This window comes from Pseudofulvibacter geojedonensis, assembly GCF_042675745.1.
Taxonomy (GTDB): Bacteria; Bacteroidota; Bacteroidia; order Flavobacteriales; family Flavobacteriaceae; genus Pseudofulvibacter; species Pseudofulvibacter geojedonensis.
Genome location: NZ_JBHTJM010000002.1, coordinates 236,777 through 263,675, shown reverse-complemented (window position 1 = coordinate 263,675; position 26,899 = coordinate 236,777). Strand labels below are relative to the sequence as shown.

The window sequence follows — 26,899 nt, the reverse complement described above, 5'->3', positions numbered from 1 at the left end:
TAAATTAAATATTTTTACAACCGTTAGGTAATTAGATAAGGTTCCGACTGCGCTCGACCTGACACGAAATATTAAATTTATCTCTTCGAGTGCAGTCGAGAGGTTTTTAAACTACTTTTTTAAAGATTAAAACATGTTTCAGGATACGTTTAAACATCAGGGTTTGCGACAGCAATTAATTAATTTGTTGAGAGATAAAGGAATTAAAGATGAAAACGTACTGAAAGCTATGAACAAAGTACCTAGGCATTTGTTTTTAGATTCTAGTTTTGAAGCTCACGCATATCAGAACAAAGCTTTTCCTATAGGAGCAGATCAAACTATATCTCATCCTTTTACAGTGGCTTTTCAGACTGAATTGTTACAGTTAAAACCTGGACATAAAGTATTAGAAATTGGTACTGGGTGTGGATATCAGACAGCAGTTTTATTAAATCTAGGAGCGAAAGTTTATTCTATTGAAAGACAGCAAGAACTATTTAAAAAAACACAATTGTTTTTGCCTAAATTAGGTTATAGGCCTAAACGCCTCATTTTTGGAGATGGCTATAAAGGGTTGCCTAAAGAAGCCCCTTTTGATAGTATCATAGTTACAGCTGGAGCACCGTATGTGCCGAAACCTCTTTTAGCTCAAATAAAAATAGGAGGTAGGTTGATTATACCTGTAGGCGATGACCCTCAAATAATGCACTTATATATTAGAACTTCTGCAACTGAATTTAAAAAAGAAACTTTTGGAGAGTTTCGTTTTGTACCGATGTTAGAGGATAAGAATTGATAAATTCTTAATTCAAATTCAATAAATCTAAAAACTTCAATCCAAAAAGAATTCCGTGATCGGTATTTCCGCTATAATTACTCCAAGTATAGTCTAGTCTAAAAAATCTAAATTTACCCCAGCCCAAGTTTTCTAAACCTACACTGTATTCTGTATAAGGTTTGTTATTGTGAGTAGCAGCTATATGTGCGCCTACAACTAAGAAATAGTTTAATTTTTTGAAAACCGGAAGCCTGTTTAAAACATAACCTTGAAAGTTGTGTTCTACATGTCCTTCAAAATAATTTTGATTGGTACTAAATTGGTAATAAGGCATAATGTTAAACCTATTTACATATATATCGTCAGAACCAATATGAGTAAGGTTACCGTTAAAATGTTTATAATCTACAAAAGAAATATTTTCTGCATTTAAAAATATTCCTCCTTTTAAATTGTACACAAAACGTCCTTTATTTTTAAAATTTACATTTTGAAAAACTCTAGCTTTTAATAGTCCATATTGGTAATTTTTATGAGAAGCAGTTAAAACAGATTCTGCCCCTAAATACAATTCGGGTAGTTTTCTTGAATACTCGTTAAACTTACCATCTGGATATGTGTAATACTTTTGATTAAAGCGAATTCTAGAACTAAGATTTAATCTTAAGACAGAATGATTATCTATTATACTGTTATTGTAATTGTTTTCAAATATTGGATTATTAGCTGTGTAAACATCATCTTCTTGATTCATTAAAACATAATCTGTAGTATTAAATACGGGAGATCTATCTTCATAAGCTATTTTGGAATATAAGTGAATACCATTCCAGAATTCGTTACTAAAATCTAATTGCACAAATTTCTTATCAAAAAACTTAGCGTAATTATCTTCAAAAAATAAAGTACTGAGTGAGTTAATAGTGGATGAAATAGGTGGACTTTCATTAAACTGACTGAGTTTTTGACCTCCAGATAATTTAAGGATAGGTTTAGAAAAATTGTTGAATTTGAAAGCGATTAAACCACTAAGTCTTAATTTTTTATCAGATAAACCGTAATTAACGAAGGCTTTAGTTTTATACCATGTATTTTTTTCTTTATTAACTTTTCCATAAGATAAGCTGAGATTAGTATTCCAACCTTGTACGGTATTGAACTGAATGGCTTGTAAAGGAGAAGATATACTGAATTGATTATTTTTAAATGAGTTGTTATAAGTATATCCACTTAATAAATTATTAAATTTAAATTTATTTTTAATGCGGTCTGTTGAATCTAAATACGATTTAGATTTCCTAATAATTTGAATACTATCTTTTAATTGATAATCATTTTTTTCTTCTCGAGTAAGTTGTAATGGCCTAGAAGTATTCCAAAATCCCTCATTTTTCTTACTGGCTTCTTTTTCAAAAAGTAACACTTCGTTAGTAAAATCTTTTTGATTAAGTTCTGGTTTAAAGTTATAATCTTTATATACAGCAGAAAAAATACCATCTCCTTTAATTCCAAAATACTGGTATTTAAAATCAAAAACTTGAGAAATAAGAATCCAATTATTGGTATCTGTATGGTATTTAAAATTTTGTTTGATATTTAAAGTGTCAAGTGCTGGAAAAAAAACATCAATACCGGTTAGGTTTAAATCAACACCATATATTTCCCAACTGTCGTCTACAATATATATATATCCGTCAAAACTTCTGTCATCTGGTCTTTTTGGAATTACTTTTATTTTATTAATGGTAAATTCTCCAGAATAGATAACACCTTCTAGTTGATATTTATAATAATTGAATGCAAAATCGGCGATAGGAGATACGGCTTCTTCTATAATATTAATAGTGTTATTATAAAAATTAAAATTTACAGATGAAGCTGTGTTAAAACTAAATCCACTATCATTACCACTTACTTTAGAAGCTAAAATATGTTCTTTAAATAAATCAGGGCTTTGGTGGCTAATTTTAGAAATGGTTTCAGATAGATAAACTATCCCTGTTCTAGTAGAGTCTAACCCTCCTCCAAGGTCACCTACCTCTTGTCCTAATATTTTTTTTGGAGCATTTTTTATTTTGTATAAGCTTTTAGAATAGAACTGACATTCATATTTATCAATAGTATTTAAATGCTCAATTCTTTTAGAAATAGCTTTTTTTATAATTAGATTGGCTGGGTTTTCTTTTACAGAAAGTTCAACTTCTTCTAATGAAACTTTTTCTTCTTTTAATTGGATATTTAAAACATAAGGAAAAGAGTTAATTTGAACTTCTTTTTTTAAAGTTTTATAACCTAGATATTGAAAAACAATAGTGTATGTTCCTTTTTTATTTATGTTTACTTCATAGAAACCCTTTTCATTACTTGTAGCTCCTTTAAGAGTGTTTTTTGCATGAATATTAACAAAAGCAAGAGAGTTATTATCAATGTCTGTAATAATTCCTTGGATTTGACCATAAGAATAAAAGCAACATAAGAAAGTAAACACTAACAGAAGTTGTTTCATGTAAATAATTTAAGGGATAAACAAATGTATAGTTTATATGTTTTACGACAGCGCTTACTGTTGTAAGTTTTTATCTAAAGTTTTTTTTAATTCTATCTAAATTACGCTTATTGTCTCTATCTTTTAGAGTATTGCGTTTATCGTGTAGCTTTTTACCTCTAGCTAGTGCAATGTTAATTTTAGCATATCCTTTATCACTTAAAAACAAACTTAAGGGAACAATAGTTAAACCAGAGTTTTTTACTTCTTTGTTGAGTTTTTTAAGTTCTTTTTTATTTAAAAGTAATTTACGTTCTCTACGTACTTGATGATTAAAATAAGTAGCATGAGAATACTCATCAATATACATATTAACTATAAAAAGCTCACCTTGCTCATTAAATTCACAGAAACTTTCTGTGATAGTTGCTTTACCATCTCTTATAGATTTGATTTCTGTTCCTACTAGTACAATACCAGCAGTATACTTATCTAAGATTTCATATTCAAATCTAGCTTTCTTATTTTGTATATTTATTTTTTTCTGCATGAGGAGCAAAAATAGTATATAAAGCTTAATCTATAATAATCTTAATAAAAAAAACTATAACTAGACTAAGTTGCTATTGTCTATATGTTATATAGAAATTAGTTGTTAGTCTGATGTTTATGCGTTTTAACGATTTTTATGGTAGATAATCTAATAATATTAGTTAACACTTGTTAGTTATATAACAATACCTATATTCAACCCCATATTAACCCGATTATAATAATTATGAAACCCACTACACCCAATTTCGTTAAAGAAAAGTCATTAATCTTTCAGCGACATTTCATCATTTAGTATTTCACATACATAATATTTTACGGATAACTTTTTTTTAGAGCATATTCTTAGGGCTTGGCTATTGGTGGTTTTTAGTCAGTTGTTGAATATAGCATATCGACATATTGTCAAATTTTATCCAATTAAAAAATGAAAACACGATTATTTATATTATTGTTGATGATAGGCTATACTAGTTATTCTCAATATAATATAGCAACAGAAAACGGTAACACAATTAATACTTGTACAGGAGTATTTGTAGATTCTGGAGGAACAGCCGGTAATTATTCTAATAATGAAAATTATACGGTAACTTTTTGTTCTCCAATACCAGGGCAAACTATTCAACTAGATTTTACTTCTTTTGATACTGAAAGTATTGATGATTTTAGAGTGTATGATGGAAATTCTACAGCCGCTTCATTATTAGCAGAGTATAACGGAACAACACTTCCTGCTGCAGTAGCCGGAACTACTGCCAATGCAACGGGCTGTATTACAATAGAATTCGTGTCTGATAGTTCCGTAATAGGTACTGGTTGGGAAGCTAATATTAGTTGTGTAACACCTGTTACAGCACCTATATTAATGACTAATGGAAGTAGTAGTGTTTGTTCAGGAACTTTTTTAGATTCTGGAGGTGTAGCAGGAAACTACAGTTCAAATGAAAACTTAGTATATACTCTTTGTCCGTCATCGGCAGGGCAAGCAATAGAGTTAGATTTTTCAGATATATCTATTGATTCAACAGATACAATGACCATTTATGATGGTAATTCAACTGGAGCATCAGTTTTGGCAACTTTTAGCGGATCTTTTCTAACGAATGTTATAATTACAGGAACAACCGCTAATGCTACTGGTTGTTTAACAATTCAAATAGTATCAGATGCAACATGGGAATCTTCCGGTTGGGAGGCTAGCATTAATTGTGCTGCACCTGTGGCACCTCCTTACTTAATGCAAGATGGAACAATTAATACTTGTTCAGGGCAGTTTACAGACTCAGGCTATTTTGGAAATTATAGTGATAATGAAAGTTATACCATGACTATTTGTCCAGATACAGCAGGGCAAGCAATACAATTAGACTTTACCAGTTTTGCAACAGACCAAGAAGATTATATGGTAATTTACGACGGTAATGTGGTAGATTATAATACTGTTTTAGGAACTTATAATGGAAATAGTGTTACTACACCATTTACAGTAGCAGGAACTATTGCTAATTCTAGCGGATGTTTAACAATTACATTTAATTCAAATAGTGCATTTACACAAGCAGGTTGGTCTGCAGATATTAGTTGTGTTACGCCAGTAAACCCTCCAGCTTGTCAAGGGCCTGGAAATGGTGTGTCATCAGCAGGTTGTGCAGCGGTAGTATCTGGAGGATTAGGTTTAGGAAATGTAGATGTTACTCCTATTAGTTGTACATCTGGATCTACATGTACAGATATAGAAGCTACCTATTTAGATATCGGAGATACTTCAAGTTATAGAGTTGAATCAATACCGTACATTCCTCCCTACCAATTTGACTGTTTAAAAGTTCCGGTAAGTGCTAATACAGATGATGTTTGGTCTCCACCCGTTAATTTGCCATTTGATTTTTGTTTTTACGGAAATACCTATAGTCAATGCTTAATAGGGTCTAATGGTGTAATTACTTTTGATACAACAACTAACTCACCAGGAGGAGGCTCTGGTTATTCTTTCTCTGATGATTTACCTAGTACAAATAATTCATTAGTTGCTAATGCAATATTCGGAGCTTACCACGATATAGATCCTGGAGTGTCAGGTGAGGTAGGATACGAATTAATTACATTAAATACAGGTTGTAGAGCTTTGGTAGTTGCTTGGCATGATGTAGCAATGTTTAGTTCATCTTGCAATAGCCAATTGTATACAGGTATGATTGTATTATATGAAAATACCAATATCATTGAAGTATACTTAGAAGAAAAGAATGTTTGTTCTACTTGGAATGATGGTAATGCTATTGTTGGTGTTCAAAATATAGGAGCTACGCAAGCTGTAGTAGCACCAGGAAGAAATGGATTGGATGCAGATTGGACTGTAACAAATGAGGCTTGGCGTTTTGTTCCAGATGGGGCATCAATAACATCTTTGTCTTGGTATGAAGGTCCAACTGCAACAGGGCCTGTAATAGGAACTACTCCCGTTTTAAATGTATGTCCAACAACATCGACAATTTATACAGCTGAAGTTACTTATACTTTATGTGATGGGTCTGTTATTACAGATACCGAATCAACTACTGTTGCTATAGAAAGTTGTGCAACAGATATAGATTTTGACGGTAATAATGACTTTATAGATGCTTCTTCTTTTATGGGGGGATATGGTGCTGCAACTCAAATGTCTTGGGTACATTTAGATGTTAATTTTGGAGTACCAGTAGCAGTTAACGGAAACGCTAATGCAGCCGTAGGAGGATTGAATGGAACAAATGCTACAGGAGCGATTAACGCAGCTGGAACAGACGCGTCTCTAGGAGGAGTTTCAGCTAGGCTAAATAGTGCTAATACTACAATGAATCTAACTTTAGATCATACAGTACCTATAGGAACTAGCATAACAGTTTCTTTAGCAAGAGATGATGCATCTAGTAATATTAATATTTCTGATGGAGCAAGTATTATAGGAAGTAATAATACAGGAACACAAGATCAATTAAAACATATCACAATAGTTACTACTCAAGCAACTAACACCTTAACATTTACCAGAGTAGGAGGTAGTACTTGGATAGATGGAGTTAGTTATAGCTATATGTCTGGCGGAGACGGAATGGTTATGGGACAACCAAATAATAAATTATGGGTAGACGCAGCAGGAACTTTAAGTGGTTCTGTGGTAACCGATACAGGTTCTTTTGCAGTTACAACTACAACAACTATTCCTAAGGAAATATGGACACATGTTAGCTCAATTTATGACGGAACTAATCTAAAGTTATACATAAATGGAGTAGAGGAAGCTAGTGTTGTTACAGGTGGTACAAATTTAGATGTAGACACTTATCGTTATGCTATAGGAAGAGATGCAGAAAATGATAATAAATTTTTCAACGGATTTATTCAAGAGTCAAGAGTGTATAATGTAGCTCTTACAGAACCTCAATTACGAGAACAAATATATCAACCAATCCAGAATAATGCAGGAAATGTAAGTGGTGTTATAATACCTAAAGATATAGATGGAGGTTCTTTGGCTTGGAATAATTTAGTGCTGTATTTAGAAATGAATACAGTGACTGCAGGAGTAACAGCAGACAGCTCAGGATCTGGAGTATTAGCTACTGTTTATAATGTAGCTACGGTTCAGAATAGAACCGCACCACTTCCATATGTAGCTAATGCATCAGGTGATTGGTCGACAGTAGGTACTTGGCAAAATGGTTCTGTTTGGGATATTACAAGTTTACCAAACAAAGATTGGGCAATAGTACAGATAACCAACAACTCTAAAGTCACTACTACAGCTAGTCATACTCATTTGGGTCTTTTGGTAGATTTGGGTTCAGAATTAGAGATTCAGAACGATCAGTTATTACAAAATACTAGTTACCTAGAGTTAGATGGTGAAATAGATTTAGTAGGTGAGAGCCAGTTAATTCAGACATCAAACTCAGATTTAGCTATATCAAGCTCAGGGTACATAGAGAGAGATCAAGACGGAAAGAGTAATTTGTATCATTATAATTATTGGTCTTCACCTGTAAACCCTATAAATACAACGGCTAATAATACCTCTTACACAGTATCTGATGTGTTGAGAGATGGAACAACACCTTCTAGTCCTCAGGCTATTAATTGGATAGCTGGTTATGATGGGGCTACAGGCAACCCAATAAGTTTAGCTGAATTTTGGATTTTTAAATTCGAAAACAGTCCTGACGCTTATGCTAACTGGACACACCCACAGTCTACAGGAATATTTAGTGTAGGGCAAGGATTTACTTTAAAGGGTTCAGGAGCTGCAACAGCAACACAAAACTATACATTTGTAGGAAAGCCAAATAACGGAGTTATTCAACACAGTATAGGAGGGAATAATATGTCTTTATTAGGAAATCCATATGCGAGTGCTTTAGATGCCCATGCGTTTATAAATGATAACATAGGAGGAAATCCGTCTACCACAGGGGCCTTGTATTTTTGGGAACATTGGGGAGGTAACTCACATAATTTAGATGCTTATGAGGGAGGATACTCATCATTAAATTTAACAGGTCATGTTATGGCAGTATCAGATCCTATGGTGTCAAGTAATGGTTCAGGAACGGTAGTTCCTAAGCGATACATTCCAGTAGGTCAAGGTTTTATGGTATATGGTGATTCAGATGGAGGAACGGTAGAGTTTAACAATGGTCAGCGAGCATTCGAAAAAGAATCAGGAGGAAACTCAACCTTTGTAAGAGCATCAGAAGAAGTATCAACATCAGAAGAGTCAATAGACAGAGTTTATTTTCATTTTACGACTCCAGAAGGAACAGTAAGGCAATTGTTATTAGGAGTAAAAGAGGGGTTAACACAAGAGGTAGATTATGGTTATGATGCCAAACGATTTAATGAGCAACATACCGATTGTGGTTGGAAAATAACAGAAGAGTCATATGTAATACAAGGAATAGGTTTAATTCATGAGGGATTAGAGTTACCACTGAGTATTAATGTGGGAACATCAGGATTATGTAAGTTTAATGTATCTAGTTTAGCTGATTTAGATGAAAATATAGATGTATATTTTAAAGATTCAGAACTACAAACAGAAACAAGGTTAGAACAAAATATAGCTGCCGAGTTTACTTTAGATACTGGAGTGTATACCAATCGTTTTTCTGTAGTGTTTAGAACATCAGAGATATTAAATATTGATGATGAAGAGTTTACTCCAGAAGATATGGTAGTGTATTACAATGCACAATTAGGAGCAATAAGTATTAATAATTCTAAACCATTTAATGCTTCAAATATTAAGGTATATAATATACTGGGTCAAGAAGTATTGAAAAGTAATAAGCAATACCAAGGAGTTACCGATTTGTTGTTACCAACACAAGTATCATCAGGTTCTTATTTGGTTCAGTTTAGTTATAACGATAAAGTAGCAGTAACGAAGAAAATAATTATTAAGTAATTATGAGTGCTTTTACAATAGGAGTTATATCGGTTATAATACTAGGTTTGTTAATTAAGTATTTTAAGAAAAGAAAAAGAAGAGAAATACAACGTTATTACGGAATAACTAAAAAAAGGTATTAAAAGGAACACATGTTATTTGGGAAATAAAACATGTTATTTTGGGTCGAGAGGGTTAACTGGGGAGTTAACCCTCTCTTTTATATTTATGAGTTTCTAAAAACAAGCTCACCATCAAAAGCATCTAATAATATATTACTATTGGTAGTAACTTTTCCTGCTAAGATCTCTTTAGATAATTGATTTAAAACTAATTTTTGAATTACTCTTTTAACGGGTCTGGCTCCAAATTGAGGGTCAAACCCTTTTTCAGCTAAAACACTTATTGCTTCTTCCGTTATACCTAAACTGATATTTTGCTGATCTACCATCTTTTTAACTAATTCTAATTGTAATTCAACAATTGTTTTTATGTTGGTTTTAGTTAACGGTGTAAATAAAACAATATCATCAATTCTATTAATAAACTCTGGTCTAACAGTTTGTTTTAATAAGCCAAGTACTTCAGTTTTTGCAGCTTCAGTTGCAGCATCCATATCGGGTATGTTTTTAAATTTATCTTCAATAATGCTACTTCCCATATTTGAAGTCATAATAATAATGCTGTTTTTAAAGTCTGCAATTCTACCCTTATTATCTGTAAGTCTTCCTTCGTCTAATACCTGTAATAAAATATTAAACGTATCTGGGTGAGCTTTTTCAATTTCATCTAATAATATCACCGAGTAAGGTCTTCTCCTTACGGCTTCAGTTAATTGCCCGCCTTCATCATATCCAACATAACCAGGAGGAGCACCAACTAGCCTACTTACAGAGTGTCGCTCTTGGTACTCACTCATATCTATTCTAGTCATAGCATTTTCATCGTCAAATAGGTATGAAGCTAATGCTTTGGCAAGTTCGGTTTTACCAACACCAGTTGTTCCTAAGAAGAGAAAGGATCCGATTGGTTTTTTAGGATCTTGCAAACCAGCTCTAGATCTTCTTACAGCATCAGAAACAGCAGTAATTGCTTCTTCTTGACCAACGACACGTTTATGTAATTCTGTTTCTAACTGCAAAAGTTTTTCTCTTTCAGACTGTAACATTTTGGTTAACGGTATACCAGTCCATTTAGCAACTACTTCTGCAATATCATCATACGTTACTTCTTCTTTTATAAGAGCATTTTCACTTTGTTTATCAAGTGTTTTTTGATGTTCTTCTAAAGCTTCCTGAGCCTCTTTAATTTTACCATATCTTAGTTCTGCTACTTTTCCATAGTCCCCTTCGCGTTCTGCTTTTTCTGCTTCTAATTTATATGTTTCAATATTTTCTTTGGTTAATTGAATAGCGTCTACTATAGATTTTTCACTTTCCCATTTGGCGTTAATATTGTTTCTCTCTTCTTTTAGATTAGCTAAATCAAGGTTTAAACCTTTTAATTTTTCAGTGTCATTTTCTCTTTTTATGGCTTCAATTTCTATTTCTAGTTGCATGATTTTTCGGTCTAAAACGTCTAATTCTTCAGGCTTAGAATTAATTTCCATACGCAATTTAGAAGCCGACTCATCCATTAAGTCAATGGCTTTATCTGGTAAAAAGCGATTGGTAATATATCGTTGAGATAATTTTACAGCAGCAATAATAGCCTCGTCTTTTATACGAACTTTGTGATGTACTTCATATTTTTCTTTAATACCTCTTAAGATAGAAATGGCACTTTCTGTATCTGGCTCATCTACAACTACCTTTTGAAAACGACGCTCAAGTGCTTTGTCTTTTTCAAAGTATTTTTGATATTCATCTAGTGTAGTAGCACCAATAGCCCTTAATTCACCTCTGGCTAAAGCAGGTTTAAGAATATTAGCAGCATCCATAGCTCCTTGACCACCACCTGCACCAACTAGAGTGTGTATTTCATCTATAAATAGTACAATATCTCCATTAGAAGAAGTAACTTCTTTAATTACTGCTTTAAGTCGTTCTTCAAACTCTCCTTTAAATTTAGCTCCAGCAATTAAAGCTCCCATATCTAATGAAAATATAATTTTTTCTTTTAGGTTTTCTGGTACATCGCCTTGAACAATTCTATGTGCTAAACCTTCTGCAATAGCTGTTTTACCAACTCCAGGTTCTCCAACAAGCATAGGATTGTTTTTGGTTCTTCTAGATAAAATTTGAAGAATACGTCTTATTTCTTCATCTCTACCAATAACAGGATCTAGTTTACCAGTTTCTGCCAAATCGTTAAGGTTTTTTGCATATTTGTTTAACGAATTATAAGTTTCTTCTGCAGATTGTGAAGTTACTCTTTCTCCGTTTCTCAATTCATTTATAGCAGCTTCTAATTCCTTTTTTGTAACCCCTTGATCTTTTAATATTTGAGCAATTTTACTTTTAGAATTAAATATAGCTAATAATAAATGTTCTATAGTAACAAAGTCATCTTTCATCTTTTTAGCAATACTATGTGCATCGTTTAAAGTTTGACCGCTAATTCTAGAAAATTGTAAATTACCACCTGTAACTTTAGCTAAGCTATTTAATTGACTATCTACTAGTTTTTTTACTAGTGAAAGATTGATATTTAATTTTTTAAATAGAAAAGGGGTAACGTTTTCGTCTACATTTAAAATAGCTTTAAATAAGTGCGAATTGGTTACTTCATTATGAGTTAATTCTTGAGCGAGCATTTGAGCTTGCTGAATAACTTCTTGAGATTTTATAGTAAAATTATTAATGTTCATAATAATTGATTTTATGTTTTCATGTAGAAGGTATCAAGTATTAGTCCATTAGTAAAACAGGTCATTTTGTCTGTAAAATCATTGTTTTTGAGTGACTTTTTGGCGTTTTAGTAAGTTTTTTAAGTTATTTTTGACTGAATTATAAAAATAAGAAATGGGATTATTAGATAATTTTTTTAAAGGAAACTCTAAAACTAAAAAGGAAGAGAAAAAACTACCTTGGCAGCAGTTAACTCAAGTAGGTGAGTTACAAAAAATAAAAGAAGCTTCTAAAGAAAAGCTTCAAGTAATATTTAAACACTCTACTCGATGTGGTATTAGTAAATCTGTTATTAATAGATTTGTTAGTGATTATGATTTAAATATTGATGCTGATTTATACTATCTAGATTTATTAAATTATAGAGAAGTTTCTAATGAAGTAGGGCATGAGTTTCAAGTAATTCATCAATCACCTCAATTAATTCTTGTAAAAGGAGGTAAAGTAATACATCATGCCTCTCATCATGAAATTTATGCAAACAAGGTATTAGAATATATTTAATAGTTTATAGTCGTAATAGTATTAAACGGTGTGATTTGTAAAATATTGTATATTAGTTAATTAAGTTTTTTTTAAGCTAATTCAATTTTTTTTATATGTATATTTGTATATACTTAAACTAGAATAATTGCATGAGTAGCGGTAGCTACTTGTGCTTTTTTAGTTTTAGAAATATATTTGACTTTAGTTTATTTTAATGAAGATTTCTTATGCTATATAGTATAATGAAGTAGAAACAGATGGAATTCTAGAGTTTATCTGATTCTACCCCAAATCTACATATATATCTAGAATAAGAAAGCGACCTACGCAGGTCGCTTTCGAATTTTTATACATTTACCTAAAGGCTTGTCGTGTAATAATTTCTTTTAATTTAGCTTTTAAATCTTCTCCGGAATCAAAAATCATTTGTTCGTTAGAAGGAAAAGGAACAGCTCTTAATCGTATTAAGTCGTTGAACGTTGCGTCTAAAGCATTTCTATCTCCGTTATACGTAGCATAACTGTGTTCAAAAATAAATTCACTTTCTAACGGAAATGTATCTATTAATTGTTTAGTTACTAGGTCTTTGTATTTAACTTGTCCTTTTACTTGAGTAGCTTTAAACTGTGTAAATTGAGTTACATCACAAACAATAGTCTTGTATCTATCTACTTGAATTACATTTCCTAAACTATCTTTAACAACATTACCATTGCTATCTAATAAATCTTTTTTACCATCGAGAATTTGTTTTTCTCTAACAATGTGTTTTTCTCGGATTTGTTCAGGAGAGATATTGATTTCACGTAATTCTATATCCATACTAAAATCATATTGTAGAGATGCTTGTTTGTTGTTATGATATACAGTCCATAAGTCGTTTAAACCATAAGTGCTAAAGTTTAATAAATCTTCTTCTAATTTTTTAGGAATTACCTTTCTAGTTTGATTTTTCATATCAACAATTACAAAGTCTGTTCCTTTTATATGTGCTTGCTCTATTAGAGAACGAGTGTCTTTATAATTAGGACTAATTTTATCTAAGTATTTAAAATCTTCATAAGCTTGTCTAAAACCAAATTTACTAGTAGAACTCATTAATTCACTAGCATTATTATATAAGTACTCGGCTAATTTACCTTGAGTCTCTATAATGGCTTGATTGTAGTTTTCAAACTGAAAATTAGCGTTTCTACCTTTCTCAAGAATTCGTAAAGGCAATAACGGCTTAATTCTTTCTTGCCTATTTTTTAATTGATTGTAAATATTGAAGATCTCTTCTAAGTTGGCTCCGTTTCCAGTTTTAGATAAAAAAGCTATACGCTCTTTATCTCTTGTTTTAGCTTTGGCAAAGGCTTGTTCTAGCATTATAATATACTCTTGCTTTCCTTTTTTATGCTTATTAGTACTTAGATTTTTGAGAGCTATACCAATTGCTTGATCATAGTTACCTGTGTTTAAAGCTTCTTCTGTTTGTTTAACAGAACTACAAGCTATAATAAAAGCGGAACTTAAAAATAATAGTAATAATTTTTTCATAAGGATTAAGTTTTGTGTTATAGAATATGATTTTCAAACACAATGCCAAAGTTAAAAAAATAAGCCGCAAATTAGCGGCTTATTAAAAGTATGTTTTTTAATTGTTTGAATGCGAGTGAATAAAAATGACTAAGGTTATTTTTTCCAAACAGGTAGAAGCTTAGTGCTCACTTCTCCAAAACCAATTTTAGTAACTCCGTTATCACAGTAACCTGTCATAATAACGGTGTCATTGTCGTTAATAAATTTACGTTCAGTACCATCGTTTAATTTAACTGGTTTTTCTCCTCTCCATGATAGTTCTAACATAGACCCATAAGAATCTGGAGTTTTTCCAGAAATGGTTCCAGATCCCATCATGTCTCCAGAGTTAACAGGGCAACCATTTACAGTATGATGTGCAAGTTGTTGAGACATATTCCAGTACATGTACTTAAAGTTAGATTTGGCAACTGTAGTAGGAGTCCCATTTTCTGGTTGTATAGCTACTTCTAGTTTAATATCAAAACTCTTATCTCCGGTATATTGTAAATATTCTAATTGAGGTTTTAATGGTTCAGGACCAGCACAACGATATGGTTCTAAAGCATCTAAAGTTACTATCCATGGTGAGATTGAAGAGGCAAAGTTTTTAGCTAAGAAGGGACCTAAAGGTACATACTCCCACTTCTGTATATCACGTGCACTCCAATCATTAAATACAACCATACCAAAAATATATTCTTCAGCTTCGTTAACAGGAATAGGCTCTCCTAAATGATTGGCAGCAGTGGTAATAAATGCAGTTTCTAACTCAAAGTCAACTAATTTTGAAGGTCCAAATACAGGAGTGTCACTATCTGCAGGAATTGTTTGTCCTTGTGGTCTGTGAATTGGTATTCCAGAAGGTATAATAGACGAACTTCTTCCGTGATATCCTACTGGTATGTGTAACCAGTTTGGTAATAAAGCATTATTAGGATCTCTAAACATAGTACCTACGTTTGTTGCATGTTCTATACTCGAATAGAAATCGGTATAGTCTCCAATGGCAACTGGTAGTTGCATTTCTACGTCTTCCATTCTAAAAATAACCTTGTCTTTATGGACAGGGTTATCACGTAAAGCACCATTTCTAGTATCAAAAATTTCAGCAATTCTGTTACGTACCAACCTCCATGTTTTTCTACCGTCAGCAATAAAATCATTTAAAGTATCTTGTAAAAAAATATCGTCTGTTAAAGGAATTCCGTCAAAATAACCTAATTGATGTAAAGCTCCTAGGTCTATCGCATAATCACCAATACGAGTCCCAATAGTTATAATATCATCTTTAGTAATAAATACACCAAATGGGATATTTTGTATAGGAAAATGTGAATTTTTATCAACATTTAACCAACTAATTCTTTTCGGATCGTTAGCTGTAATTTGCATGTTATATTGTTTTAGTTCTGTATAATGTTATAATATCCAAAACTACGTAAAAATCTTATAGCTAAAAACTAAAAGTATATGAAAATTAGCGATTCAAATTATTTGTAATTTAGTAGTTAAAATATGCACATTATTTGTTTAATAAAAATACATTTATAACTATTTGATTTCCTATTTTTGCACATATTTTTAAATACAACTAAATAGTATGCAACGCGACGAACAAATCTTTGAATTAATCCAGGAGGAAAAAGAAAGACAAATCCACGGATTAGAATTAATTGCTTCAGAAAACTTTGTTAGTGAACAAGTTATGGAAGCTGCAGGATCTGTGTTAACCAATAAATATGCTGAAGGATACCCGGGTAAACGTTATTACGGAGGGTGTGAAGTAGTAGATGAAGTAGAGCAGTTAGCTATAGATAGAGCTAAGGCTTTGTTTGGTGCGGCATATGTAAATGTGCAACCACATTCAGGTTCTCAAGCTAATACAGCTGTATTTTTTGCTTGTTTAAAACCTGGCGATAAAATATTAGGATTCGACTTATCTCATGGAGGTCATTTAACACATGGTTCTCCTGTAAACTTTTCGGGTAGATTATACAATCCTGTTTTTTATGGAGTAGAGGAATCAACTGGAATGTTAAATTACGATAATATTGAAGCAATAGCTGTAAAAGAGCAACCAAAATTAATTATTGCTGGGGCATCTGCTTATTCTAGAGATATCGATTTTAAACGTTTTAGAGCTATTGCAGATAAGGTAGGAGCTTTGTTGTTAGCAGATATTTCTCATCCAGCCGGTTTAATTGCTAAAGGTATATTAAACGATCCAATGCCGCATTGCCATGTTGTAACTACTACAACTCATAAAACATTAAGAGGTCCAAGAGGAGGAATGATTATGATGGGGCAAGATTTTGAAAACCCATTCGGTATCACTTTAAAGTCTGGTAAATTAAGAATGATGTCTTCGTTATTAGATTCTGCTGTATTTCCTGGAAATCAAGGAGGACCTTTAGAGCATATTATTGCTGCTAAGGCTATTGCTTTTGGAGAAGCATTATCTGATGAGTACATGCACTATATGTTACAAGTACAGAAAAATGCTCAAGCTATGGCTAAGGCTTTGGTTTCTAGAGGTTATAAGGTTATTTCTGAAGGAACAGATAATCATATGATGTTAATTGATTTACGTAATAAGAATGTTACTGGTAAAGATGCTGAAAATGCATTAGTAAAAGCAGATATTACTGTTAATAAAAATATGGTTCCTTTTGATGATAAGTCACCATTTGTAACTAGTGGTATTCGTATAGGTTCTGCAGCGGTAACTACTAGAGGGTTAGTAGAGGCAGATATGGAAACTATTATTGCTTTAATAGACGAAGTTATAATGAATTGGGAAGATGAAGCAGTTTTAGAAGCAGTTGCAGTAAAAGTAAATAACTTAATGAGCGATAAACCTTTGTTTAAAGCTTAATAAAATATTTAATTTAGTATCAAAGCGGCTAATTATATCAATTAGTCGCTTTTTTAGTGCATATCAATAATACTGTATTTTGCATTGACAATAATTTTTTTGGGATGATTAATGTTTCCAGATGAAAACGAATTTGTCTTTTGAGTATTGTTATTTTTTGGGTGTTTTAATTTAGTTTGAGTTCCAACAAATTGAAATGTGTGTTCAGTATTGGGCAATTTTATAATTGCATTACTGTTTTCTAAGGTTACATTTATATTGTTGAATAAATCACTTAAGTTTAAAATTTTGATATCTCCAAAACGACTATTGATAATAGCATTATCAGTTAAGTTGTTAACTTGTACATTAGATGAATTGGTAGATAATAAAATATTTTTAACGTTATCTAACGAAGCATGGTCAACATAGTTTAAGTCTAACTTACCATAATTCCAATTGCTAATATTAATTGGGGAATAGGAAGCATTAATGGAAGTGTTATTTCCATTAATGCTATTAGCTATAAAGTTAGTATAAGCAATAGTAGCGTTTAAGTTTTCTACATTAGAAGCTAGGTTTAATTCTCCATGACGAACATTAACTTTTACTTTAACTTTTTTAGGTAAACGTATTTTAATTGTTTTTTTAACATCAGAACTGTTATAAAATAGATTAGCTCTATTTGAGTGTCGTTTCTCAATTAAGACTTCTTTTTTTCTATTAAGCTCTTCTCTCTTTTTCATTCTTTCTTCTATTAAAGCAGCTCTTTTTTCTGCAAGCTTTATACGCTGTTCATTTTTTTGTTCAAATTTCTTTTCCCAAGCTTTCATCTTTTCTTCATATTTCTTACTCCAAGCCTCCATTTTTTGTTCGTATTCTTTTCCGAATTTTTGTTCAAATTTTTGAGACCATTGCTCTAAATATTTGTCACTATCTTTTTTGTAAGCATCGTAGTCAAAGTTAATATCACTAATTCCTTCTGGTATAGCTGGAAGCTCAGGCAACTCTGTTAGTTCTGGTAGTTCAATTAATTCTGGCAATTCTGCTAATTCCGGAATATCAGCTAAGTCATGCTTTAATTCTTGAATGATTATAACATCATGTGGAGAGTTACTATTTTGGTAACTCCATAGGTTCTTTCTATTTCCTTTAGAAGTTATAGAAACATTCTTTGAATTGGCTTCTACTTTTAAGTTCCAATTTTTTAAAGCTTCTTGTAGTTCTTCTTTTGAAAGTCTTTCACCTTCTATATAAGCTTCAATTTCTATTTGATCTTTGTTCCAAGTATCTAGCTCAATAGTGCAATAATCGGTGTTAAGATCTAAAGTCACATTTTTATCGACTTTAATTGTTTGAGAAGTTTTTTCAAGTTTTGTTTGTGCAAAACTAAACCCAGCTAAGAATAGGGTGCAGGCTAATAATTTGTGCTTAATTGTTTTCATCTGTTCTGTTTTTTGATTTAGATTGATTGTTTTTCTTCTGAGTGATTTTTTTCAGAAACAGCTAATTCTTTTAATTGTTTTTTTAATCGGTATAAAAGATTTAAACGTAGTTTTAGATTGTCGATTAAGGCATTAATTGTTGACTCATTTGGACCATTATTGGTTAATTCAATAGATAATTGTTCGTACTCTGTATTTAATTCATATAATTGCTCTATATAACCATCAAAAAGTGATTTTGTTTCTGAAGTATATGAAAGCTTAGAAAGTTCTAGGTTAATACTAGCTAAATAATAATCTTCTACTTTTTTTAAGCTAGGAGAAACATCACCTAAAGTTTTGGTTTTTATTTGATCTACTGGATCTTCTATTTTATTAGAATTAAAATAATTGAAACTTCCATAAGCTATACCAATTAATAAAATAATACTAGCAGCTTTGTTGATCCAAGTATATTTAAGAGTTTTTCGCTTAGGTAAATTAGTGTCTAGTTTTTTAATAAATCTAGCTTCATGATTTTTAGGCATAATTATATCATGCTCTTTCTTTTTCAATAGTTGTTTAAGATCTTGCGACATGACGTATAGGTGTTAACTTTTTTTGTAATTTTTGTTTTCCTCTAGATAGTTGAGTTCTAGACGCAGCTTCAGAAATTTTTAATATTTGAGCTATTTCTTGATGATCATAACCTTCAATTAAATAAAGCATCAAAACGTATTTGTATTTATCTGGCAAAGCATTAATGGCTTCTATTGCTTGATGATATGTAACAGATTCATCAACAAGCCATTCATTTTCATCAGGTTTATTAGCAATAGTTAAGCTAGATTCATTTAAATCAATGAACTGAGCTTTTTTAGTTTTTATAAAATCTATGCTCTTATTTATAACTATTCGTTTTAACCAAGAACCAAAAGAAACTTGAGCGTTGTATTGCTCTAACTTAGAAAAAGCATTTATAAAAGCTTCTTGTACTATGTCTTCTGCTTCGGTTTCATTTTTTACAAATCGATAAGCAACAATGTACATACCATTGCAGTATTGATTGTATAGCTTTAGTTGAGCTTTACGATTGTTTTGTTTGCATTTTTCAATAATGTCAATTTGAAACACGCTTCGATTTTTTAGTTAGTGCTTTATTTAAATACGAGAAAAAAAATGAAGTGTTACAAAAAAGTTTACTTACGCTTAAAAAAAAAGCGAACCATATGATTCGCTTTTGTATAAATTGAAGTTTTTTTTTGAAAAAAAATTAATCATCAGTAGGAAAAACATCAGCTTGATAAGCTCCCATATCTGTATTGCCAGAACTACGAGTATTTCCTAAAATATCTTCGGTTAAACCAGTAAGTACTCCGGTATCATCTGCTGGGGAATTTCCTAATTCTATTAAAAACTCATTGTTGCTTTGGTTCAAGAAATTAGGATTGTTATTATAAATATTCATGCTATATTCTCCGCCACCTAAGGTATTTGAAAAATCATATAGTGGATTATTTGCAAATTGCTGGTTAGTATCATTAAAGCGTAATAAACAATTGGTGAAGTTGTAATTAAATGCTGCCGAATTATTTTTTTCTAAATTAAACTCTAAGTTTTCATTACCATAAACAATAGTGTTGGTAAAGTTAGCAGCCAATAAATCTCCAACTATTAGTGTTTCTCCAGCTTGAAGTTGGTTACTTACTAATAATGTTGGAAAAGATCTGAAACCATTTGTCCAGTAATTAGTTAGTGTACAATGATTAAAATTATAGGTGCCTCCAGCAGTTAGTGCAACAGTAGCTTGTCCGCAATTACCAGCTATTAAATTATTAGCTTCTATGTTTCCGCCAATAGCTAATATAGCATTAACAGAGTGATTGTATAATTGTACGTTGTTTAAGGTGGTGGTTAAATTTCCATCATTTAAATCGTTTCTTAAGCCTATTGTTCCGTTCTTAATAGTAACGTGGTCAAATAAATTGTTGGTACTACCTTCTTGTAACCATATAGTACCCCATTGTCCGGGTATATCACTATATAAAGGTTCTAGTCGATCTCCTTCAAAAATAATTTCCTTTTCTAATAAATCTTGATCAGAACTAATATCACCATCTGCAGTAATAGTAGCTCCGTTAGATACAATTAAACCAGAATTTCTATGAAAATGAATACGTGCACCTTCTTCTATGGTTAATGTTTCTCCGTTAGGTACAGTTGGGTAACCATAAATAACATAAGGTTTTTCATTAGTCCAATTTAATTGAGCAGGTGTTAAGTCGAAATTATTTAACTCTCCATCGTTTAGAGCAGCTGGATAAATAAACTCGGCATCTTTTACTAAAGTAACTAACTTAACGTCTTGGTAATTTCTAACTCCGTCAAAAATGATAGAGTCTTTATATAAAAACTCAGTAGCTGTCGTTGTTTCGTCTAAAATATCAACTGTAGTCTCTATAAAAATAAAGATACTGTCTTTAGATTTTATTTCAATGTTTTCAAAATATTGTCCTGCAATACCATCTACATTCAATCTAAAGTTAGAATTGGTTCCTCTACCTAATTCTATTGTAGGTATATGAATATCGTCTCCGCTATTGTTGTATACTTTTAAATTATAAGTACTAGAGCCTATATTGGTAAAAACGGTATCTAAATACACCGTGTCTTTAGAAAAGGTAAGGTTTCCAGAACTTGCAGAAGTGCTAAAGTCTTTTCTACAAGAACTAATAGCTACAATAAAAAGAATACTTAATAAAGTTAGTATTGCGTTTCGCATATTGTGTAAAATTTACGTGACGTAAATGTATAACTTTTTTAAGGAAGTTTTATTGTATAATAAAGGCTTCTTTATCTGAATTTTGGGTTCTTTTTCTCTTTTCTAAAAATATTGGTAAAGCGAGTAAATAAATTGCCACCTATCCAGCGTTTTTTTACGCTGATTCCTCCAACAATAACAATTACTTCATCTAAAGTATTGTCAGGGTTTAATGTTATAGAATCAATTTGTGTAGTTTTAACGTATTTCGTTTCATAGCCTACATAACTAATTTTTATAAGGTCATTTTTTTTACATTTTAAAGAAAACACCCCATCAAAATCTGTTGAAGTTCCAGTTTCGCTTCTTTTTATCAAAATAGTTGCTCCTGGTAAAGGATAGTTATTCTCATCTAAAACAGTTCCAGAAACTGTAATACTATCTTTAGCCAAAGTGTTGATTAAAGGTATAGAAATATATTTTTTATCTGTTTGTTCCGTTTTTGGTTTTTCTTGTGCTTTAGTACCATTAGAATTGAATAAGAATAAAGAGAATAAACCAGCTGTTACAAAAGAAGAAAAGCTACTACGATTTTTTCGATCTAAAACTAAATCACGGTTTAACTGTTGTTTGTTAAACCTGCCACATAAATGTTGTTCTCTATTTAAATGTTTTATGAGTTGTTCATCAGAAAAGCTTGTAAAGTCTACTACTTCTTTGGTACAAACTCCACAAAATCTCCCTTTTTGTGTCGGTGTCATGTTGTTCCAGTCTTCATGACAAGGTTCAGGTATAGATATGTTTATTTTTTGTTTCATAAATGCTTGAGTTAGTTTTAAGAATATCTTTAGTCAAAGAAACCTATTAAAAAAGAAACCCGCTAGTTAGAATGAGTTAACTAGCGGGTTTAATATGTTAAGTAGTCGTTTTGTTTAGTCTACTATTTTAATTTCAAATAATTTATCCCAATTTTTACCCGTAACAAAAATGGTTTCGGTCTCTGGGTTATAGGCTATACCATTTAAAACATCTAATTCTGGATGCTGAGTTACTTTGTTTTTTAGAGAACTACCATTTAATACACCTTCCACAGCACCAGTTTCAGGGTTGATAACAGCAATTCCATTTTTTTGCCAAATGTTAGCATATATTTTTCCGTTTATCCATTCTAACTCATTTACACGATTAATTTTACTTGTATTGGTGTAAATTTCAATAAAATCTTCTTCTTCTAGTGTGTCATTGTTAAGTGTCCATATACGCTGAGTTCCATCAGACTTGTATAAGGTTTTACCGTCGTTACAGATACCCCAACCTTGGTTACTTTTTTTGTATTTAAAAGTTTTAATTTTTTTGAAATCTTCAGGGTTGTAAACAAAACCAATGCCAGCCTGCCATGTTAATTGGTAAATTTCATCATTCATCACAGTTAGTCCTTCACCAAAATGATTATCATCTAATTTGATTTTCTGGATAACATTTCCTGTTTTATAGTCTACTTTTCTTAAAGTAGATTTAGTTCTTTGTCCAGTACTTTCGTATAATTCACCTTTGTAGAATTCTAAACCTTGAGTATAAGCATTTTGGTCATGTGGATATTCGTTAACAATTTCGAATTTTATGATTTTTGGCTTTTTACTAGCAACTTGTTCAATTACTTTTTTTAATACAACAAGCTGATCATTATATTTAAAAGAAGCCTCTACTAATCGTTGACCTAATTTTTTATCAGTAAAAGTATATTTATTTCCAGAAATATCTTTCCCGTTTATACTATAGGTAACTGTTCCAATTTCTTTATTTTTTTTGTTTTTTATAGAGAATGAAGTGCTTTCTCCGGTAGTAAATTGGGTTTTGTTGTTGCTTATTTCGAGCTGAAATAATTTATTAACATCTTTTTCTTCTTCTTCGCAAGAAACAAATAGGATGCTTAAAAAAGTGATTGCTAGTAGCTTAGCTATTTTCATGGTTGAGAATGATTTTTGAAGCAAGATAAATCAATTAAATCAGAGAAAAAAATGGTTGTGTAAACATAAAAAGGTTGTATATTTGCAGCGGGCAAGTCCTACACAACCAGCTCCTGTTGAATCCTCCAGGGCGGGAACGCAGCAAAGGTAGACGGTTGTAGCGGTGTGATGTAGGTCGCTTGCCTTTTTTTGTACCCAAAAGTTAAATTAACTTACCTGTTATAATTCCAGCAATATTTTATTTAGAATCGGTTTCAAAAGTGTATTTTTGATCGGAATTTACAATTATTAAATCATAGAATTACTTGAATGTCTAAAGTTGTATTAATTACTGGTGGATCATCTGGAATAGGTAAATCTGTAGCTACTTATCTAACCAACAAAGGTTTTATTGTTTATGGTACAAGTAGAAACCCATCAAGAATAACTGAAAAATTATCGTTCAATTTGGTAGCTTTAGATGTATCAGACGAGAAGTCAATTCATGAAGCTGTAGCAACAATTATAGAAAATGAAGGGCGACTTGATATATTGGTAAATAATGCAGGAGTTGGAATTACAGGCCCATTAGAAGAGACTCCAGACCAAGAAATAAAAAATGCTTTTCAGACGAATGTTTTCGGACCTATAAGTGTTTGCAAAGCAGTTTTGCCGCAAATGCGTAAACAAGGAGGGGGAAAAATAATAAATGTAACTTCGATAGCAGGATATATGGGATTGCCATACAGAGGTATTTATTCAGCCACAAAAGGAGCGCTAGAAATTATTACTGAAGCATTTAGAATGGAAATTAAAGATTTCAATATTCAAATGACCAATGTAGCTCCGGGAGATTTTGCAACTAATATAGCTGCTGGGAGGTATCATTCTCCAGTACTAGATAACTCACCCTATAAGAAACCCTATGGCAATACATTGGCTTTAATGAATGAACATGTAGATGAAGGAAATGATCCTGTGGAAATGGCTGAGGCAATCTATAAGATTATAAATACATCTAAACCTAAAATACATTATAAGGTTGGAGCTTTTATGCAAAAATTCTCTATAGTATTAAAGCGCATTTTACCTGATACTATGTACGAAAGATTATTATTAAATCATTATAAATTATAAACGCCTAAAGTGGCAAAACAATTAGAACTATGAAATTTTTTATTGATACAGCAAATTTAGATCAGATTAGAGAAGCTCAAGCTTTAGGAGTATTAGATGGGGTTACTACAAACCCTTCTTTAATGGCTAAAGAAGGAATTACTGGAAAAGAAAATATCATTAACCATTATAAAGCCATTTGTGATATTGTTGATGGAGATGTTAGTGCAGAAGTAATCGCTACAGACTTTGAAGGAATGATAAAAGAAGGAGAAGAGTTAGCTGCTTTACATGAGCAAATAGTTGTTAAATTACCAATGATAGCCGATGGAGTTAAGGCAGCTAAATACTTTAGTGATAAAGGAATTAAAACGAACGTTACTTTAGTATTTTCAGCTGGACAGGCTTTATTAGCTGCAAAAGCGGGAGCAACTTATGTGTCTCCTTTTATTGGTCGTTTAGATGATATTTCTACAGATGGTTTGAATTTAATAGCAGAAATAAGACAGATTTTTGATAATTATGGATTTAAAACAGAAATTTTAGCTGCATCTGTAAGACATACTATGCACGTTATAGATTGTGCTAAGATTGGAGCAGATGTTATGACTGGACCATTGAGTTCTATAAAAGGATTATTAAAACACCCTTTAACAGATATAGGTTTAGAGAAGTTTTTAGCAGATTATGCCAAGGGAAACGAGTAATTAAGTAACCAATTAATTCATAAAAAAAACCGAGCAATTAGCTCGGTTTTTTTTATGATACTAAGAGTTGTTTAAAGCTTTACAAACTTTAAAGCTCCATCTATATTCTTAAATTTCACTAAATATGTTCCGTTTGATAAGTTTGAAACATTTATAGAAGTGTTATTTTCATTGATTTGAGTAGCGATAATTTTCTGTCCTAATAAATTAAAAACCTCAACTTCATAACTTTTATGTACGTTTTTAAAGTTTAAATTATTATTTGTTGGGTTAGGGAAAATAGAAATGTTATCCACTAATAAAAATTCATCTGTGCTTAAAGTAGTACAATTTAATGCTGGTAGGTTATATCCTCTAGCATTGAATCGAGCAGTCATAGCATCAACATCTGCACAAGTCATTCCAAAACGTCCAGCAATTACCATATCCATAGCGGCTTGTCTTACAGCTGTTGCTGCTTGAGGCTGGTTTGTAGAACTATTAGTCATTCCTAAGCCTTCTAAAAAAGCGGCGTCAATCTTTGTTTTGCCTATGATGTCGTAAATTTCCATTAATACAGTAGCCCATATTTGACCATCAGTATGAATTTGTCCAACTAAACCACCAGGGTATTGTGCGCTTACATCAGAACGTCTTCCGTTCCAAGTAGAGTTTCCGTCCCATTTAAAAACTTTGTTGTATAAATTATGAGGATCGTTACCTGTTGTCCAGCCATTTACACTTCTGCTATATGATTGAGCCCAGTAATCGCCAGATCCTTCACTTAGTCCGTTCTCTTGTGAAAGACCACCATTGGTAACCCAATCGTGTAAACCATGTCCTAATTCATGTAAAATTACATCGGTACATTCACCATCATCAATACCACCTTCACCAAAATTTAATTCACCACCACCATAGGTAGATTGGTCAGCACCGTTATGGGCATGCGGATCGAATTCTACAACACCGTTATTAAATCTAGATACCAATGTTATTCCTAAAGTTTGATTTATGTATCTAATACTTTTATCTACATGATAATATACTTGTGCAGCTTCAAAACCTTGTTCGTTTCTTGTAAAATGAAAAGCATTAGAAGCTTGTGTAAATAAACCTGTACTTGGATTCTGTAACGATGCAATTTCTGCATAAGTGCCTTTTAGTCTATATGTTCCTCCTGAAAATTCAATATCTGGTAAGTTTACCTGTGTTCTAGTTGCGCTTAATGATGCATTGGTAGCATCGTTATTGTCTACATATTGACCACCATAAGCAACTTGAGCTACAGAAAGGGGATCTGGATCGAAAACCATTGCTGTACCTGTTGCCATAACTGCCGCAGTATTATTTCCGGCAGATATTTTAGTTTCGTGATTTTTTTCTTTATCAGATTTTTTCTCTTTTTCGTTGTTATGGCGTTTGTGGTATAAAGCGATGTCTTTAGAACTAATAATATCACCAGAATTAGCATCAACAATAGTTTCCCAGTAGCCATTTAAGTTTTCAGATGAAGTTTTAAAACTATATACTAATTTAGTTTCACCATTAAGAGGGTAAACAAATAATCCTTCTTCTTTCTTTCTTGTAAAACCAGGATTGTTTAAATTTCTTATTGCTGTATTATAAGCTTCGTCTGCAGAAATGGCAGGATTGGTGTTTATTGCATCTACATCTCTATTGTATGCATTAGCCACATAACTAACATCACCAATTGTATTAATATGTATGGTTAGTTCGGCGTTATATACACGTACACCATTTACCATTTGATAATAACGCAAAGTTTCGCCAGAAGGTCCTTTACGGTTAAATAACATTTTAAAGCTATGGTGATCTTGGATTTTTAACTTGCTTTTATTTTGTTGAATCCAATTTTCAGCTATTTGTTCATTTGGGCTTTGAGCTTGTATAGGTTGAAAAGAAATAGTTACTATACATAATAGCAAAAGTAGTTTTTGTTTCATAGGGTATGATTTAAATTTGATT

The 26,899-nt window shown here is 31.8% G+C and carries 19 protein-coding genes and 1 other RNA gene; 8 read left to right on the top strand and 12 right to left on the bottom strand.

Features of this window, described 5'->3' with window-relative positions; genetic code table 11:
* The first annotated feature begins 133 nt into the window (after positions 1-133).
* Positions 134-778 carry a protein-L-isoaspartate(D-aspartate) O-methyltransferase gene (locus tag ACFQ1O_RS01905; RefSeq protein ID WP_377712734.1) on the top strand — a complete coding sequence of 215 codons (645 nt, stop codon included), beginning with the start codon at positions 134-136 and terminating at the stop codon, positions 776-778.
* Positions 779-785: 7 nt separating this feature from the next.
* On the opposite strand, the gene ACFQ1O_RS01900 is transcribed toward ACFQ1O_RS01905, so the two are convergent.
* Positions 786-3,266 (bottom strand): DUF5686 and carboxypeptidase regulatory-like domain-containing protein, encoded by a 2,481-nt coding sequence (locus ACFQ1O_RS01900; protein WP_377712732.1) that lies wholly within the window; start codon positions 3,264-3,266, stop codon positions 786-788.
* A gap of 70 nt (positions 3,267-3,336) precedes the next feature.
* Positions 3,337-3,795, bottom strand: a complete 459-nt coding sequence (gene smpB, locus ACFQ1O_RS01895; protein WP_377712730.1) for an SsrA-binding protein SmpB — start codon at positions 3,793-3,795, stop codon at positions 3,337-3,339.
* A 429-nt stretch (positions 3,796-4,224) separates the two neighbouring features.
* Between smpB and ACFQ1O_RS01890 the strand changes: the two genes are divergently transcribed.
* On the top strand, positions 4,225-9,243 hold the full coding sequence (locus tag ACFQ1O_RS01890) for a CUB domain-containing protein (protein WP_377712728.1): 5,019 nt from the start codon (positions 4,225-4,227) through the stop codon (positions 9,241-9,243).
* A 2-nt stretch (positions 9,244-9,245) separates the two neighbouring features.
* Entirely contained in the window at positions 9,246-9,368 is a 123-nt protein-coding gene (locus ACFQ1O_RS01885) for a hypothetical protein (protein ID WP_377712726.1), read from the top strand.
* An 83-nt stretch (positions 9,369-9,451) separates the two neighbouring features.
* On the opposite strand, the gene clpB is transcribed toward ACFQ1O_RS01885, so the two are convergent.
* Positions 9,452-12,034 carry an ATP-dependent chaperone ClpB gene (gene clpB, locus ACFQ1O_RS01880; RefSeq protein ID WP_377712724.1) on the bottom strand — a complete coding sequence of 861 codons (2,583 nt, stop codon included), beginning with the start codon at positions 12,032-12,034 and terminating at the stop codon, positions 9,452-9,454.
* Positions 12,035-12,188: 154 nt separating this feature from the next.
* On the opposite strand from clpB, the gene ytxJ reads away from it, so the two are divergent.
* Complete coding sequence (gene ytxJ / locus ACFQ1O_RS01875) at positions 12,189-12,578, top strand: bacillithiol system redox-active protein YtxJ (protein WP_377712722.1); 390 nt, start codon at positions 12,189-12,191, stop codon at positions 12,576-12,578.
* A 336-nt stretch (positions 12,579-12,914) separates the two neighbouring features.
* Here ytxJ and ACFQ1O_RS01870 read toward each other — a convergent pair whose 3' ends face one another.
* A complete protein-coding gene (locus ACFQ1O_RS01870; RefSeq protein ID WP_377712720.1) occupies positions 12,915-14,099 on the bottom strand; it encodes a hypothetical protein in 1,185 nt (394 codons plus the stop codon).
* A gap of 135 nt (positions 14,100-14,234) precedes the next feature.
* Positions 14,235-15,515: a fumarylacetoacetase gene (fahA, locus tag ACFQ1O_RS01865; protein WP_377712718.1), complete on the bottom strand. Its 1,281-nt coding sequence runs from the start codon at positions 15,513-15,515 to the stop codon at positions 14,235-14,237.
* Positions 15,516-15,723: 208 nt separating this feature from the next.
* Between fahA and glyA the strand changes: the two genes are divergently transcribed.
* Positions 15,724-16,998: a serine hydroxymethyltransferase gene (glyA, locus tag ACFQ1O_RS01860; protein WP_377712716.1), complete on the top strand. Its 1,275-nt coding sequence runs from the start codon at positions 15,724-15,726 to the stop codon at positions 16,996-16,998.
* 53 nt (positions 16,999-17,051) lie between these two features.
* On the opposite strand, the gene ACFQ1O_RS01855 is transcribed toward glyA, so the two are convergent.
* From ACFQ1O_RS01855 to ACFQ1O_RS01830, 6 genes are all read right to left on the bottom strand, one after another.
* Positions 17,052-18,422, bottom strand: a complete 1,371-nt coding sequence (locus ACFQ1O_RS01855; RefSeq protein WP_377712714.1) for a hypothetical protein — start codon at positions 18,420-18,422, stop codon at positions 17,052-17,054.
* A 17-nt stretch (positions 18,423-18,439) separates the two neighbouring features.
* Positions 18,440-19,000 carry a hypothetical protein gene (locus ACFQ1O_RS01850; RefSeq protein ID WP_377712712.1) on the bottom strand — a complete coding sequence of 187 codons (561 nt, stop codon included), beginning with the start codon at positions 18,998-19,000 and terminating at the stop codon, positions 18,440-18,442.
* Positions 18,984-19,535: an RNA polymerase sigma factor gene (locus ACFQ1O_RS01845; protein WP_377712710.1), complete on the bottom strand. Its 552-nt coding sequence runs from the start codon at positions 19,533-19,535 to the stop codon at positions 18,984-18,986. The genes ACFQ1O_RS01850 and ACFQ1O_RS01845 overlap by 17 nt, the downstream gene beginning before the upstream one ends.
* Positions 19,536-19,674: 139 nt before the next feature.
* Positions 19,675-21,183 (bottom strand): hypothetical protein, encoded by a 1,509-nt coding sequence (locus ACFQ1O_RS01840; protein WP_377712708.1) that lies wholly within the window; start codon positions 21,181-21,183, stop codon positions 19,675-19,677.
* Between the two features lie 71 nt (positions 21,184-21,254).
* Positions 21,255-21,980 (bottom strand): carboxypeptidase-like regulatory domain-containing protein, encoded by a 726-nt coding sequence (locus ACFQ1O_RS01835; protein WP_377712706.1) that lies wholly within the window; start codon positions 21,978-21,980, stop codon positions 21,255-21,257.
* Positions 21,981-22,094: 114 nt separating this feature from the next.
* Positions 22,095-23,129 carry a glutaminyl-peptide cyclotransferase gene (locus tag ACFQ1O_RS01830; RefSeq protein ID WP_377712704.1) on the bottom strand — a complete coding sequence of 345 codons (1,035 nt, stop codon included), beginning with the start codon at positions 23,127-23,129 and terminating at the stop codon, positions 22,095-22,097.
* A gap of 89 nt (positions 23,130-23,218) precedes the next feature.
* Here ACFQ1O_RS01830 and ffs point away from each other — a divergent pair.
* The 3 genes from ffs to fsa all read left to right on the top strand — a co-directional run bounded on the left by ffs (position 23,219) and on the right by fsa (position 24,931).
* Positions 23,219-23,317, top strand: an RNA gene (ffs, locus tag ACFQ1O_RS01825) — signal recognition particle sRNA small type.
* 121 nt (positions 23,318-23,438) lie between these two features.
* Entirely contained in the window at positions 23,439-24,245 is an 807-nt protein-coding gene (locus ACFQ1O_RS01820) for an SDR family oxidoreductase (protein ID WP_377712703.1), read from the top strand.
* A 29-nt stretch (positions 24,246-24,274) separates the two neighbouring features.
* A complete protein-coding gene (gene fsa / locus ACFQ1O_RS01815; protein WP_377712701.1) occupies positions 24,275-24,931 on the top strand; it encodes a fructose-6-phosphate aldolase in 657 nt (218 codons plus the stop codon).
* Positions 24,932-25,002: 71 nt separating this feature from the next.
* Here the strand turns inward: fsa and ACFQ1O_RS01810 are convergent, their stop codons facing one another.
* The gene (locus ACFQ1O_RS01810) at positions 25,003-26,877 is read right to left on the bottom strand and encodes a T9SS type A sorting domain-containing protein (RefSeq protein ID WP_377712699.1); all 1,875 of its coding nucleotides are present in this window, start codon (positions 26,875-26,877) and stop codon (positions 25,003-25,005) included.
* Between the last annotated feature and the right edge of the window lie 22 nt (positions 26,878-26,899).

Coding starts and splice junctions, on each gene's coding strand:
- ACFQ1O_RS01855 (WP_377712714.1), bottom strand. CDS start 18,422: ATGAAAACAATTAAGCACAAATTATTAGCCTGCACCCTATTCTTAGCT.
- ACFQ1O_RS01830 (WP_377712704.1), bottom strand. CDS start 23,129: ATGAAAATAGCTAAGCTACTAGCAATCACTTTTTTAAGCATCCTATTT.
- fahA (WP_377712718.1), bottom strand. CDS start 15,515: ATGCAAATTACAGCTAACGATCCGAAAAGAATTAGTTGGTTAAATGTT.
- ytxJ (WP_377712722.1), top strand. CDS start 12,189: ATGGGATTATTAGATAATTTTTTTAAAGGAAACTCTAAAACTAAAAAG.
- ACFQ1O_RS01810 (WP_377712699.1), bottom strand. CDS start 26,877: ATGAAACAAAAACTACTTTTGCTATTATGTATAGTAACTATTTCTTTT.
- ACFQ1O_RS01870 (WP_377712720.1), bottom strand. CDS start 14,099: ATGAAAAAATTATTACTATTATTTTTAAGTTCCGCTTTTATTATAGCT.
- fsa (WP_377712701.1), top strand. CDS start 24,275: ATGAAATTTTTTATTGATACAGCAAATTTAGATCAGATTAGAGAAGCT.
- ACFQ1O_RS01840 (WP_377712708.1), bottom strand. CDS start 21,183: ATGCGAAACGCAATACTAACTTTATTAAGTATTCTTTTTATTGTAGCT.
- smpB (WP_377712730.1), bottom strand. CDS start 3,795: ATGCAGAAAAAAATAAATATACAAAATAAGAAAGCTAGATTTGAATAT.
- ACFQ1O_RS01820 (WP_377712703.1), top strand. CDS start 23,439: ATGTCTAAAGTTGTATTAATTACTGGTGGATCATCTGGAATAGGTAAA.
- ACFQ1O_RS01885 (WP_377712726.1), top strand. CDS start 9,246: ATGAGTGCTTTTACAATAGGAGTTATATCGGTTATAATACTAGGTTTG.
- ACFQ1O_RS01850 (WP_377712712.1), bottom strand. CDS start 19,000: ATGTCGCAAGATCTTAAACAACTATTGAAAAAGAAAGAGCATGATATA.
- ACFQ1O_RS01835 (WP_377712706.1), bottom strand. CDS start 21,980: ATGAAACAAAAAATAAACATATCTATACCTGAACCTTGTCATGAAGAC.
- ACFQ1O_RS01900 (WP_377712732.1), bottom strand. CDS start 3,266: ATGAAACAACTTCTGTTAGTGTTTACTTTCTTATGTTGCTTTTATTCT.
- glyA (WP_377712716.1), top strand. CDS start 15,724: ATGCAACGCGACGAACAAATCTTTGAATTAATCCAGGAGGAAAAAGAA.
- ACFQ1O_RS01890 (WP_377712728.1), top strand. CDS start 4,225: ATGAAAACACGATTATTTATATTATTGTTGATGATAGGCTATACTAGT.
- ACFQ1O_RS01905 (WP_377712734.1), top strand. CDS start 134: ATGTTTCAGGATACGTTTAAACATCAGGGTTTGCGACAGCAATTAATT.
- clpB (WP_377712724.1), bottom strand. CDS start 12,034: ATGAACATTAATAATTTTACTATAAAATCTCAAGAAGTTATTCAGCAA.